Below are 11,999 nucleotides of genomic sequence, written 5' to 3' on the forward strand. Positions count from 1 at the left end.
GGAATTCGCCACCGGCGGCGAACCGCACCGGTGGTCGACCAAGTCCGAGTGCGGAGAATCCATGGACAACGTCGTCGCGACGGTCGCCTGCGCGGTGGTCGTGCTCGCCGGTTCGGTGGGAACTCTCGTTGCTGCCAGACGATCGGCGCGCGGCCGAGTCCCCGACGACCTCGGTGGTTGGGCGCTGGCCGGTCGCCGGCACGGTGGAGTGCTGATGTGGTGCCTGCTCGGCGGCACGATCTACACCGCCTACACCTTCACCGCGGTGCCCGGAACGGTGTTCAGCTCGGGGGCGATCGGCTTCTACGCAGTGCCGTACACGGTCATCAGCTGCGCTATCGGCTTCGTGCTCCTCCCGAGGCTCGTCTCGGTGGCGAGGGCCCACGGCTACGTCACCGTCGCCGACTTCGTCCGGGGCCGCTACGGCTCGCCGCTGCTGGCGCTGGCCGTGGCGTTGACCGGGATCTTCGCCACGATGCCCTACGTCGCGCTGCAGTTGATCGGCATCCGGGCGGTGCTCACAGTGCTCGGGCTGTACTCCGGTGGCATGGCCGGGGATTTGGTGCTGACCGTGGTGTTCGCGATCCTGGCGTTGTCGACCTACCGCTACGGGCTGCGCGCACCGGTGGTCGCGGCAGTGCTCAAGGCCGTGCTCGTGGTGGCCTGCACGGTGGTGGTGGCGGCACTGGCCGTGGCGAAGTTGGGCACCCCGCCCGAGATTCTCGAACGTGCCGGCGGGGCGCAGGTGTTGACGTTGCCGCCTGCGTTGTGGCCGGCCTATGTGTCGTTGGCGCTGGGTTCCGCGCTCGCGCTGTTCGCCTTCCCGCACGTGTTGATGGTCGCCTTCTCCGCGCGCGGACCGGACGTGCTGCGCCGCACGGCGGGCGGACTGCTCGGCTGGGCCGGCATGTTGGCCGTGTTCGCGCTGTTGGGGGTGGCCGCGCTGGCCGCGGGCGTGGTGCTGCCACGCGGCCAGAGCGAGTTGGCGGTTCCGATGTTGATGGGCGCGCTCGCGCCGAGTTGGCTGGCCGGACTCCTGTTCGGGGTGCTGGTGGTGGCGGCGTTGGTGCCGGCCGCAGTGATGTCCATGGGCGCGGCAACACTGTTCGCCCGCAACGTCTACGTCGAGTTCGTCAACCCGACCGCCACCGACGCCCAGGAGGCGCGGATGGCGCGGCTGACCTCGCTGGTGGTCAAGATCGGTGCGCTGGCGTTCGCGCTCGGCTTGCGCGACCAGGCCGCGATAAACCTGCACCTGCTCGGCGCGGTCTGGGTGCTGCAGACCCTGCCGATGATCGTGCTGGGGTTGCTGCGGCACACCCCGCACCCGTTCGCGCTGCTGGCCGGCTGGCTGGCGGGCATGGTCGCGGGCACCGTGCTGGTCAACGCGGGTGGCTTCACCCCGCTGGTCATCGTCCACTTCGGACAGTTCAGCTCGCACATCTACACCGGAATCGTCGCTCTGGCGGTGAACGTCGTGGTGAGCGCGGCGGCGCAGGTGCTGCTGCGCGGACTGCGGGTGCCGCGCGCGCCCTCGGGTGTGATCCATCCGATCCATCCACCGCGGGTGCTCCGGGAGGGGGTGCGACGCCGTGACTCCGGGGTTTCCTGATCGCACGGACTCCGCGGCGGACCGGCGGTCGTCGAACGACGTGCCGCCCGCCGAGCCGAGCATGGACATCCGCGACGTGGAGCGCGAATCGGCGATGGTGCGGCTGTTCGACGGTCATCACACGCAGCTGCTGCGGCTGGCCGTCCTGCTCGGCGCGGAGCAGGACGCCGAGGACATCGTGGCCGAGGCGTACTGCCAGCTGCACCGCAGTTGGTACCGCCTGCGCGATCCCGAAGCGGGCCCGGGCTACCTCCGCTCCGTGGTGGTGAATCTGGTGCGGATGCGCATCCGCCACCTCAAGGTGTTGCGCAAGCACGTCGACGTCCAGGAACCCAACATCGAGTCGGCGGAAGCCACCGCGCTGCTGCACGAGGACCAGCGGCGGGTGGTGGATGCCCTGAAATCCCTTCCGGCGCGGCAGCGCGAGGCGTTGGTGTTGCGATATTGGCTGGATCTGAAGGAATCCGAGATCGCCGAAGCCATGGGCATCAGCAAGGGTGCGGTCAAGTCGCACACCTCGCGCGGAATGCAAGCGCTGTCGCGGGTGATGGGGGCACACTCGTGACCGTGCGCGACCCGGAGGAACAGCTGCGCGAGACGCTCGACGTGCTCGCGACGTCGGTGGTGGCCTCACCCGACGCCTACGCCAAGGCCCGGTCGGAATGGCAGCGTCGGGAGCGCAGGCGCAGGCTCATCATGCTCGTGCTGGCACTGCTCATCGTCGCCGTGGCCGATGTCGTCGGCCTGTGGGCGCTGAACTCGCTGTCCGCGCCGCCGCCTCCGCACGCACCCGGCGTAGACCAGGTGGAGATCGTCATCCAGCCTTGAACCGCGCACCACGAGGCCACCTCCGCTACCGAGCGCCGCAGCAGAGGTGGCCAGCAGTGAGCAGTCCGGATCAGGCCATCTTGCCCGCCAGATCCCACATCGCGTCGACGACGCGCTCGACGTCGTCACGTTGGTGGAACAGGTGGGTGGAGATGCGCACCGGTGCGTGCTTCCGGGCAGAACCGATCACCGGGAAATCGACGTTGCGGATGACGATGCCGTACTCGTCCTTCATCCGCGCTACGAACTGGTCGGACTTGGCCTTGTCCAGCACGTCGGCCGGGTTGCGGAACGGGTTGAACGAGGACAGCGCGCACACCAGCCGCGGGTCGTCCTTCGGCGAGTACAACGAAGGCACGCCCCACCGCTCGGCGACCAGTTCCTTGAGGTAGGCGGAAAGGCCGAGCACCTGGTCCTGAATGCGCTGCCTGCCGATGCGGTCCCACACCTCGCAGACGTTGCGCACGCCCTCCATGATCGCGATGCTCCCGTTGCCGACCGACTGGAGGTACTTCGCGATGTCGTAGCTCTCCTTGCTCCCGCTGGAACGCGGGGGCAAATCGCCCTCCTCCGGGTAGCTGCTGGACACCACCGGCCAGAACTCGGGCAGCGGGTTCGGGTTGTGCTGCGGCAACACCTTGTTGCGGATGTAGAGCACCCCGGTGCCGCCGGGTCCGCATTGCCACTTCGCGGCCGAACCGGCCAGGAAATCCACGCCGAGCTCGTGGAAGTTGTAGGCCATCATGCCTGGAATGTGGGCACCGTCGACCACGGTGGTCACACCGTGTGCCTGCGCCACCTTGGCCAGCAGTTGGATCGGCAACATCGTGCCGGTCTTGTAGGTGGGAGCGGAGAACAGCATCACCTTCGTGCGGCTGCTGATCGCCCGCTCGAACGCCGCGACGTAGTCCTCGGCGCGCTGGTCGTTGCCGACTGGCAGTTCCACCCGCTTGATCACCACACCGTACCGGTCCCTGGCCAGCGCCATGGGAACGTTGCCACCGGGGTGTTCGTGGTTGGTGGTGAGGATTTCATCGCCGGCACGCAGGTTGAGACCCGCCATGATCTTCGACATGCCATCGCTGGTGTTGTGCGAGATCACCAGTTCATCGGGGTCGCATCCGTATCCCTTGGCGGCCAGCGCGCGGACGTCGGCGAAGTCGCTGTAGGCCGACTTCGCGCCGACGGCGACTTCGCGGTGCACGCGGTCCAGGGTGTCGACCACCTCGCGCGGCGGCGAACCAACGGTGCCGACGTTCATGAACAGCACGTTCTTGTCGAGCATGAAAAGCCGCTCGACCTCACGCCAGTAGGCGTCGCCGGATCCGGGGGGCACGTTCGCCGCCAGCGGTGTCCGCTCGGCGGCTCCGGCCACGGAGGACAACGCGGTGGTGCTCAGCCCGGCGACGGCGGCGCCGGCCCCGGCGAAGCGCAGAAAACCTCTGCGGGACAAGTCGTTCGTTCTGCTCGAAAGTTTCGGCACTGCCAGATCCTTTCGGGTTCTGCTGGAGCTATCGGACTGCGATCGCGGAGATCTCGACCTTGGCGTCCTTCGGCACCCGGACGACCTGCACGGTGGCCCGTGCCGGCGGTGCGCCTTCGGTGAAGAACTCGGCGTAGGCAGCGTTGAACCGCTCGAAGTCGTTGAGGTCGGACAAGTAGACGGTGGTGCTGACGACCTGCGCCATCTCGAGGCGATCGGCCGCGAGCACCGCCTGCACGTTGCGCAGCACCTGCCGGGTCTGCTCCTCGGTGGGCGCATCGGCAAGCAGTTGTCCGGTGGACGGATCGATCGGCAACTGCCCGGACACGAACACCATCTGACCGGTCGAAATGCCTTGCGAGTACGGGCCGATCGCTTGCGGTGCGTCGGGCGGGTTGAGCGGCCGGTGCCCTGTCTGGTGATCGGCCCCCGCCCAGGCGCTGCTTCCGACGACCGCCAGCGCGAGCGCGGTGACAACGGCTCCGAGCCGCCACCTGCGGGCCCTGGACGGCCTTCGGAAGCCGCCGATCGTGTCCTGCGCCTCTTGTGGATTGTCCATGCACATCCTCCAGCGCGACGTGGTTCACCGGTTGGTGCGGTCGGCTGTTTGGTTGCCGATCGGGAGGCGGCGGTTTACCGCGCGCCAGCGGGAAATGCGAACTTCATCGGCTGAACCGGTTCGCACGCGTTCGCGGTAAACCCGGCGACAGCACAGCGCAACATGAAGTCGAGGAGGACTGCGCGATCAGCAGCGGATCCCGTCTCGGCTTGCCACGCGGATGGTGGCCCCGAGTACTCGGATGCGGTGGCCGCCGACGGGATTAGTTGCGCACAGCTGTTGGTGGTGCCGGGAGACGAAGTCGCCGCGGCTCTCGCCGGGATACCACCAAGCTGATGGCGGCGTTGCCCGGCCTGATCGCCAAGGACGGCGTCGAGTCGGTGCAGATCGGCAGCGCTGCCCGACGGCAACGCGATGGCGCTCAAGATCGCCGACGGCTCCGACCGGGCCGGCTCCCCGCAACCATCCGCAACCATCGCGGTCCTGGAGCTGGCGGGCGTCGATTCGGTGCTGCTCACCCGGTTCAACAGCGACGACCTGCCCGTGGCCGACGTCCTGAAGAACTGACACCGCCCGAGGTGCGCGCGGTTCCTGCATCCACTTTCAACAGTCCACAGTGGTCAAGGCGTGGCTATCGGCCAGCGGCGTTTGGCGTAGATTCGCCCGGCGTGCTCCACCATGGCGATCAGGACTTCCTTGGCCGACTCTCGGTCGCGGGCGTCGCACAGGACGACCGGGATACCGGGGTCGAGGTCGAGCGCTGCGGCGACCTCTGCCACCTCGAACTTCCGCGAGCCGACGAAGTGGTTGACCGCCACGATGAACGGGATCTCGCGGTTCTCGAAGTAGTCCACCGCCGCGAAGCAGTCCCGCAGGCGGCGGGTGTCGGCGAGTACGACCGCGCCGAGCGCACCCTGGGCGATGTCGTCCCAGAAGAACCAGAAGCGGTCCTGTCCGGGTGTGCCGAACAGGTACAGCGCGAACTTGTCCTGCAGGGTGATGCGGCCGAAGTCCATCGCCACGGTTGTGGTGGTCTTCTCCTCCACGCCGCTGGTGGAGTCCACACCACGCCCGGCCTCGGTGAGTTGCTCCTCGGTGCGCAGCGGCCGGATTTCGCTGACCGCACCGACCATCGTCGTCTTGCCGACGCCGAACCCGCCGGCGATCAGGATCTTCAGCGCGGTGCGGGGAACACCGGTCCGGTCGTCAGAGCGCGCGGAGGCCATTGATCACTTCCTGCAGGAGGTCTTCACCGGGCAGTTCGCGCGGTGACGTGGGGTTTTCGACGCGGATGTGCCCACCGTCGAGGAGATCCGCGAGCAGCACGCGGACGACGCTCAACGGCAGGTCCGAGAGGGCGGCGACCTCCGCCACCGACAACCGCCGGTGGCGGCAGAGGCCTAGGATCCTGGCTTGTTCGGGGGTGAGCGTCAGGTCCTGCTCGGGCGCGGTGGTGCCGATGACCAGTGTGATGATGTCCATGCTGCCGCGGCTCGGCTGGGCACGTCCCCTCGTCATGGCGTACAGCCGCACCATGGGGCCGGCATCGTCATAGAAGTTCTGACCGGAACTGCTCACGGCCGCCCGCCTTCTTTCACGGTGAAGATCTGCCGGCCTCCTCCGTGCGGCGCCTGGTGCATCATGGTGTACCGCCGACTTCTCCTCGCAAGCGCTCCGCGGCGTACATATGGTCGCCGACCTGGTTGATCAGACGTGCCATCTCGTAGGCAACGAGGCCGATGTCGGCGCCTGCCTCGGCGAACACCGTGAGGCAGGTGCCGCCCCCGGCGGCCACGACGAACAGGTAACCGCCGTCCAGTTCGATCATGGTCTGCCGGACGGAACCGGCGTCGAAGTGCCGACCGGTGCCCTTGGCGAGACTGTGCAGCGCCGACGCGACCGCGGCGATGTGTTCGCCGTCCTCGCTGCTGACCCCCGAGGAAACCGCCATGACCAGCCCGTCGTTGGACAGCAGCAGCGCGAGCCTTACTCGCGGGACGTTGTGGACCAGCTCGTCCAAGAGCCAGTTCAACTCCCCGGAGTGTTCGGCAGTCCCAAACATCGGTTTGCTCCTTGTCTTGCGGTGGAAGGCAGTTCCCGGCGCCTGCCTTCGAACCTGCTTTTGGTCTTTGTCTTGAAGCGGCGAAGCCGCTTAGCTCGCCCTCGCAACCCGCACCGACACGCAAAACAAGTTCAAGGACAGGCTCTCAGGCGTCGGTGGCGTCGGTGGCGTCGTCGGGCGGTGCGCCGCGCCCGCGCGAGAAGCCCTGCTGGAGCGCGGACATCATGCTTCGGGCCTGATCCGGTGACAGCGGGGCCGTCGACGCGGACTCGGTTTGGCTGCGGCGGAAATCGGTCGCTTGCAGACCGGGGGCAAGGCTCGCCTGCCGCGTCCGGCGGGGCAGGACTTCCGGGCCCTGCTCGACTTCGACCGCGGGTTCCCCGGCCGGGGCCGCCCCGATCGCCGCCGGTTCCCGCCAAACCGGCTGACGCGGCGGCGGAGGAGGCTCGACCTTCGCCGGGACCCGGACTGGCAGGCGCGTCGCCACCGCCTTCGTCGGCGGCGCAACGGGCTGTTCCTCTGGCACGGCGAACGATTCGGACGGCCGTTCACGTGGTTCCGCTGCCGGTTCCGAGACTAGGATCGACGCTGGGATTAGCACCACGGCCGTGGTGCCACCGTAGGGAGAGCGGCGCAGCGAGACGGTGCAGCCCTGCCGGTTCGCAAGGCGGCTCACCAGGTACAGGCCGAGCCGGTCGCTCTCGAACAGCTCCAGCCGGTGCGCTTCGGTGATCAGGTGGTTGGCGTCGTCCAGCCGCTCCTGGCTCATACCCAGGCCGCGGTCCTCGATCTCCACGACGAACCCGGTGCCGACCGGCTCGCCGTACACCAGCACGGTGCTGTCGGGCGGCGAGAACGACGTGGCGTTCTCCACGAGTTCGGCGAACAGGTGCCTGATGTCGGAAACCGACGAGCCGAGCACGGACAGCCCGGGCATCCGGCGGATCTCGACGCGCCCGTAGTCCTCGACTTCGGAGACGGCCGCGCGGACCAGGTCCATCAGCGGCACCGGCTGGCGCCAGGCGCGGCCGGGAGCGGCACCTGACATGATGATCAGCCCCTCGGCGTGGCGGCGCATCCGGGTCGACAGGTGATCGACCCGGAACAGGTCTTCGAGCGCGGCGGGATCCTCGGTCCGGCGCTCCATGGCGTCCAGGATGCCCAGCTGGCGGTGCACCAGGGACTGGCTGCGCCGGGCCAAGTTGACGAACACTCCGGAGACGCCCGTGAGCAGTTCGGCGCGCTCGGCGGCGGCCTGCAGCGCCGCGCGTTGCACGGCGCTGAGCGCATCGCCGACCTGGCCGATCTCGCCCTCGCCGGGCGCGACCACCGGGGCGTCGGACGCGATGTCGATCTTCTCCCCGGTTCGGATTCGCCGCATCGCCTGCGGTAGCCGTTGATTCGCCAGTTCCAGCGCCGAATCGCGCAGACCGACCAGCTCGATCACCATGCCGCGCCCGATCCGGACAGAGACCGCCAACGCGAGCAGCACGGCGAGCAGGCCGAGGATCACCGTCAGCGCCGCCTCGGTCGTCACTGACTGGCTGGCGGCTTTCGCCTGCGCAGCGCCCGCAGCGCGAGCATTGGCCTGGCTGGCGTCCACCGCCTGCTCCAGGACTCGCACCGCACCGCGCCATTGGTCGATGGAGAACGAACCGGTGGCGGCGTCGAGCATTTCGTTCTGCATCATGCCGAGGACCCGGAATGCATCGCCGCCGATGAGAAGCTGGTAGGCGGCCTGGTCGGCGGCCGGAAGGTCGGGCAGCAGGCTGTCGGTCAGCACGTGCTGGCCGCCGACGGCGCTGGCGAACGCCTGCTGCTGCTCCGGTGTCACCCGCCCGGCAAGGAGCGCCGAGGTCACGACCGCGTCCTGGCGCGCGATCATCTCGGCCAGCCGATCGTGCTGCAGGACGACCCGCGCGGTGGCGGCGGCCTGTCCTTCCTGCACCTTCGCCAGCACCTCGCCCACCGCGAAGGCGTCCTCAATCGCGGCGGAGTACGCGTGGTAGGCGCTGTTCCAGTCCGTTTGACCTGCCACGAGGCGGGAGTGCTCGTCCCGGAGACGGTCGAGGTCCTGGACGAGAACTTTGATGCGCCGGTTCACGTCGGGAGTAAGATTCGCGATGTCGGCCCTGGCCACGGTCACGCCGTCGAGCAGCCCGGTCGTGGCCTCGGCCGTGTGCGCGCGCTGCGCGGAGATCGCCTGCTCTCCCACGGCTTGCGGCGCGACCAGGTACTGCACGGCCGTGGCCCGCTCGTCCTGCAGGCTGTCGAGCAGGCTCCGGACCGGACCGGCCAGCTTCTCGTTGAGCTGCTCGACCTGGTGCAGCGTCCAGGCGTTCTGCACCACCGAAACCGTGGCCATCGACCACAGCGCCATGAGCGAGATCACCGGCACCGCGAGCAGTGCCACGGCCTTCGCGCGCACCGTTTTCGGCTGTGGCAGCCGTGGCAGTCTAATGTTGAAAGAACTGCTGGTTTCGGGCATGAACCATCCATCCCGGATTATCTAGAACAAGCTTTTTGGGCGGCCGATCAATTCACGCGATCATCACGAAAAGCGATCGATCGAATTCACTTGGCAACCGGTTCCGCGAGATCCTCCGGCGCTCCCTCGAAATCCGCCGCATCTGATTTCGTCGGCACGCTCGGCGAAATCGCGACGAACGCCGACGTCAAGAACAAGTACGACCCCAGCAGGACGGTGAGCGGGAAGATGAACTGCATAGGAGACGCACCGACCACGAGGGACTCCGCCTCGTGCAGGTGGACGTTCACGGCCGCCATGCCCGTGTAGTGCATCGCGCTGACCGCCACGCCCATCACCAGCGAGGCGCCGAACGCGGCCATCGGGCCGCGGATGTTCAGCGTCGCCCACAGCGCGGCGGTCGCCGCGACCACGGCGATGGCCACCGACAACGCGACGATCGCAGGTTCGTAGCTGACCATGCCGGAAAGCCGCATCGCAGCCATCCCGACGTAATGCATGGCAGCCACCCCGAGGCCGGCGATCAGGCCGCCGACCAGCACCGCCAGCGCCTTGGAGCGGCTGTAGCCGACCGCGAAGACGCCGATGCCGACCACCACGATGGCGACCACCAGGCTCAGCACGGTCAGTGGAACGTCGTAGCGCACGTCACTACCCGTGACGTGGAAGCCGAGCATTGCGATGAAGTGCATCGTCCAGATGCCGGTACCGATCGCGACTGCACCGTTGATCAACCAGTTGCGCTTCGCGCGGCCGGTCGCCGCGAGCGCGCGCACCATGCAACGCAGGCCGAGCGCGGCACCTACGCAAGCCATCACATACGACAAGACGGGTGTCAGCCAACCGAAACCGAATTCCGTCGTCGAGCCTATCTGACCCATTGTTCCCTAAAGCGTGTAGGCGGCACTGTCAAGGAGCGACCCATGTTGCCCCGACTGGCCGGTCACGTCGAAACACCATACCCATATAACGCGATGATCACAACCACGATCCAAAGTGGACTCTTCAGTAACCAATCGTGTGCAATAGGTGACTCTCGCCCGGTACGTTGCCCTCAATCTTCCGTTATGGCACCAGCGCCGACGGCGCGAGCGGCCAGCACACCGCGACACCCGCGAAAAACCAGCGAAAACAAGTCGCCGGGTCCGAACAGGATGATCGTTTCACGCCACGACGGCTTCACGCCCCGGCAAGATCGACCGACGGCGACCGCGAGCATCCGGGTGAGAACGCGCACTTCGATCCGTCCCGCGAAGACCAGCTGCCGTCCACCCGAACGGGGAATTCTTTGGCGGATCACCGCGCCCATCGCCGGATGCTCTCCAGGCTCCCGTCCAGGCGCAAGGCTGCCGCGGGTTCGATCTTCGGGAGAGGTGGTCGGCGATGGTGTCTGCGGAAATCCCGCGTCGGTGGGCTGCACTCGGGGCCGCCGTTGTCCTCGGCGCGCTGGTCCTGCTGGTGGTGCCCGCGTCCGCCGATCAGTCGGCCCACGACGCCGTTGAGCAGGTCGCCCCCAGGGGGTGACGGTGTCCTTGTTGAAAATCCCATCCGCCCTGGTCATGCTGCGCGGTGGTATTCGTGGATGATGCCACCGAGTCGGTCGTGTCGATGTGTGTTGAGGGTCTCCGAGCTGCTCCGGATCGGCGGCTGGTGCGGGCAAGGGGCGGAGCGGGCGGGTGTTCGCGATGCTTTGGTGTGGTCGGTGTTCGTTGTGGACCTCCACGCACCACTTCCGCGTGCTCCGGGAAAGCGGGATCATCGCCCAGCATGAACAAGGCGCCAGCCGCTACAGCGAACTGCGCAGCAACGACCTGGAAAACCGCTTCCCTGGACTGCTCCCCGCAATCCTCGCCGCAGCTCCGGCACTCCGACCGCCGCAGTAGCGATGCAGGCGTGAACACGAGGCCGACGAATCGGTTCTGAGCTCCTGGGCGGGGAGTGCTCCAGCGTTCGGCCGATGAGCCGTTGCCCGAAACGATTTTCCGCGGGTGCCCTGGTGGTAGCAGTGTCCTAAATAGACAAGTTCGAGGCGGCAGCGACACCCCCCCCAGCGACCCCGGGGCGCATTGCTTGTCAAGTAGCGCTGTTTTGACTATTTCGTCAACATCAGGTTAACTGTAGATGAACAGAAACGGACCACCCGTGGTTTTCGGGTCTAAGCGGAAGCGAGGTGAGTGGCACATGCCAGACGACAGCAGGCCCGTGCTGGGCGACATTGCGCTCACCGACGCTGCGCGAATTACCGTGCATTGACCGGTTCGATTCGCGAAATCCTGTAGCGCGGCGCTTGTCGCGCGATGTCCGAGTCTGGCCTTGTGCCACCCCGTTGTCTCGAGGAAGTAGGCGACATGGTCATGCATGAAATCTCTACTGCTCCACGAACCGAGCTGCAGGCCCGGTGGGTACCGGATCCGGCTGATCCGTCGGGACGCCGTTTGATCTGCACGTGGCAGCAGAGAACGCACGTGGAGCTGCCCCGGCAGTCGCGTACGCCGAAGCGGCTATCGTCCTGCTGCGCCCCGCAGCGTCAACCTTCCCTTCCGGGAAGGAAGAATTCGGTCTTCTCGGCGAATTTCCTGGGATGAACACTTTGGACTGTCAGGTGATCCCGCGGCTAACCTGGCCGTGCTAGTACTCCAGTAGTACTTCGAGATCTTGCTGGGGGCTGCGGAGACGGGTGCGGCCACCGTTGATCATGGTGTTTGTGAGGACAACCAAGGATCAGGCGGTGGCCGCTGCCGCTAGCGTAGACCCTGCCGCGTGGCAGGTGATGTTCGAGTCCGTGATGGCCAGGGTGGCTGGCCGATTCGCCCGTGTTGAGCCACGTCGGACAGCAACTGGGCGCCACGGACGTGATTCTGGTTGTCGATGAGACCGCACGGCCCCGGTCCTGCCGATGATGCCCACGACACCGGAGCGGGCCACCCACGACTACATCCGCAACGGCACCACCAGCCTGTTCGCCGC

At 67.2% G+C, this 11,999-nt stretch carries 14 protein-coding genes; 6 read left to right on the top strand and 8 right to left on the bottom strand.

Annotated elements, in window-relative coordinates:
• The first annotated feature begins 61 nt into the window (after window positions 1-61).
• The 3 genes from ACWCO2_RS32930 to ACWCO2_RS32940 are packed head-to-tail and all read left to right on the top strand — an operon-like array spanning window position 62 to window position 2,440.
• Window positions 62-1,612 carry a sodium:solute symporter family protein gene (locus ACWCO2_RS32930; protein WP_450131701.1) on the top strand — a complete coding sequence of 517 codons (1,551 nt, stop codon included), beginning with the start codon at window positions 62-64 and terminating at the stop codon, window positions 1,610-1,612.
• On the top strand, window positions 1,593-2,177 hold the full coding sequence (locus ACWCO2_RS32935) for an RNA polymerase sigma factor (RefSeq protein WP_450131702.1): 585 nt from the start codon (window positions 1,593-1,595) through the stop codon (window positions 2,175-2,177). The genes ACWCO2_RS32930 and ACWCO2_RS32935 overlap by 20 nt, the downstream gene beginning before the upstream one ends.
• Window positions 2,178-2,179: 2 nt before the next feature.
• Window positions 2,180-2,440, top strand: a complete 261-nt coding sequence (locus ACWCO2_RS32940) for a hypothetical protein (RefSeq protein ID WP_450131703.1) — start codon at window positions 2,180-2,182, stop codon at window positions 2,438-2,440.
• A 70-nt stretch (window positions 2,441-2,510) separates the two neighbouring features.
• On the opposite strand, the gene ACWCO2_RS32945 is transcribed toward ACWCO2_RS32940, so the two are convergent.
• A complete protein-coding gene (locus ACWCO2_RS32945) occupies window positions 2,511-3,893 on the bottom strand; it encodes an aminotransferase class V-fold PLP-dependent enzyme (protein ID WP_450131704.1) in 1,383 nt (460 codons plus the stop codon).
• Between the two features lie 58 nt (window positions 3,894-3,951).
• Entirely contained in the window at window positions 3,952-4,482 is a 531-nt protein-coding gene (locus ACWCO2_RS32950) for a Rid family detoxifying hydrolase (RefSeq protein WP_450131705.1), read from the bottom strand.
• Window positions 4,483-4,896: 414 nt separating this feature from the next.
• Here ACWCO2_RS32950 and ACWCO2_RS32955 point away from each other — a divergent pair, with 414 nt between their 5' ends.
• Entirely contained in the window at window positions 4,897-5,049 is a 153-nt protein-coding gene (locus ACWCO2_RS32955; RefSeq protein WP_450131706.1) for a hypothetical protein, read from the top strand.
• A gap of 53 nt (window positions 5,050-5,102) precedes the next feature.
• Here ACWCO2_RS32955 and ACWCO2_RS32960 read toward each other — a convergent pair whose 3' ends face one another.
• The 6 genes from ACWCO2_RS32960 to ACWCO2_RS32985 all read right to left on the bottom strand — a co-directional run bounded on the left by ACWCO2_RS32960 (window position 5,103) and on the right by ACWCO2_RS32985 (window position 10,341).
• Entirely contained in the window at window positions 5,103-5,708 is a 606-nt protein-coding gene (locus tag ACWCO2_RS32960; protein WP_450131707.1) for a GTP-binding protein, read from the bottom strand.
• On the bottom strand, window positions 5,689-6,060 hold the full coding sequence (locus ACWCO2_RS32965; protein WP_450131708.1) for a DUF742 domain-containing protein: 372 nt from the start codon (window positions 6,058-6,060) through the stop codon (window positions 5,689-5,691). Before ACWCO2_RS32965 ends, ACWCO2_RS32960 begins: the two co-directional genes overlap by 20 nt.
• Before the next feature lie 61 nt (window positions 6,061-6,121).
• A complete protein-coding gene (locus tag ACWCO2_RS32970) occupies window positions 6,122-6,544 on the bottom strand; it encodes a roadblock/LC7 domain-containing protein (RefSeq protein WP_450131709.1) in 423 nt (140 codons plus the stop codon).
• A gap of 145 nt (window positions 6,545-6,689) precedes the next feature.
• Window positions 6,690-9,032, bottom strand: coding sequence for a nitrate- and nitrite sensing domain-containing protein (locus ACWCO2_RS32975; RefSeq protein WP_450131710.1), 2,343 nt, complete (start codon window positions 9,030-9,032; stop codon window positions 6,690-6,692).
• A gap of 86 nt (window positions 9,033-9,118) precedes the next feature.
• The gene (locus ACWCO2_RS32980) at window positions 9,119-9,847 is read right to left on the bottom strand and encodes an MHYT domain-containing protein (protein ID WP_450131711.1); all 729 of its coding nucleotides are present in this window, start codon (window positions 9,845-9,847) and stop codon (window positions 9,119-9,121) included.
• 239 nt (window positions 9,848-10,086) lie between these two features.
• Window positions 10,087-10,341: a hypothetical protein gene (locus tag ACWCO2_RS32985; protein ID WP_450131712.1), complete on the bottom strand. Its 255-nt coding sequence runs from the start codon at window positions 10,339-10,341 to the stop codon at window positions 10,087-10,089.
• A gap of 74 nt (window positions 10,342-10,415) precedes the next feature.
• Between ACWCO2_RS32985 and ACWCO2_RS32990 the strand changes: the two genes are divergently transcribed.
• Entirely contained in the window at window positions 10,416-10,556 is a 141-nt protein-coding gene (locus ACWCO2_RS32990) for a hypothetical protein (protein ID WP_450131713.1), read from the top strand.
• Between the two features lie 212 nt (window positions 10,557-10,768).
• Window positions 10,769-10,915, top strand: coding sequence for a hypothetical protein (locus tag ACWCO2_RS32995; protein ID WP_450131714.1), 147 nt, complete (start codon window positions 10,769-10,771; stop codon window positions 10,913-10,915).
• The last annotated feature ends 1,084 nt before the right edge of the window (window positions 10,916-11,999 follow it).

This window comes from Saccharopolyspora sp. NPDC002376 (assembly GCF_053593195.1).

Bases quoted from the DNA above. Each gene is read 5' to 3' on its own strand.
- ACWCO2_RS32930 (WP_450131701.1), top strand. From the start codon at position 62: ATGGACAACGTCGTCGCGACGGTCGCCTGCGCGGTGGTCGTGCTCGCC.
- ACWCO2_RS32950 (WP_450131705.1), bottom strand. From the start codon at position 4,482: ATGGACAATCCACAAGAGGCGCAGGACACGATCGGCGGCTTCCGAAGG.
- ACWCO2_RS32955 (WP_450131706.1), top strand. From the start codon at position 4,897: ATGGCGCTCAAGATCGCCGACGGCTCCGACCGGGCCGGCTCCCCGCAA.
- ACWCO2_RS32960 (WP_450131707.1), bottom strand. From the start codon at position 5,708: ATGGCCTCCGCGCGCTCTGACGACCGGACCGGTGTTCCCCGCACCGCG.
- ACWCO2_RS32970 (WP_450131709.1), bottom strand. From the start codon at position 6,544: ATGTTTGGGACTGCCGAACACTCCGGGGAGTTGAACTGGCTCTTGGAC.
- ACWCO2_RS32975 (WP_450131710.1), bottom strand. From the start codon at position 9,032: ATGCCCGAAACCAGCAGTTCTTTCAACATTAGACTGCCACGGCTGCCA.
- ACWCO2_RS32980 (WP_450131711.1), bottom strand. From the start codon at position 9,847: ATGGCTTGCGTAGGTGCCGCGCTCGGCCTGCGTTGCATGGTGCGCGCG.
- ACWCO2_RS32985 (WP_450131712.1), bottom strand. From the start codon at position 10,341: ATGGGCGCGGTGATCCGCCAAAGAATTCCCCGTTCGGGTGGACGGCAG.
- ACWCO2_RS32990 (WP_450131713.1), top strand. From the start codon at position 10,416: ATGGTGTCTGCGGAAATCCCGCGTCGGTGGGCTGCACTCGGGGCCGCC.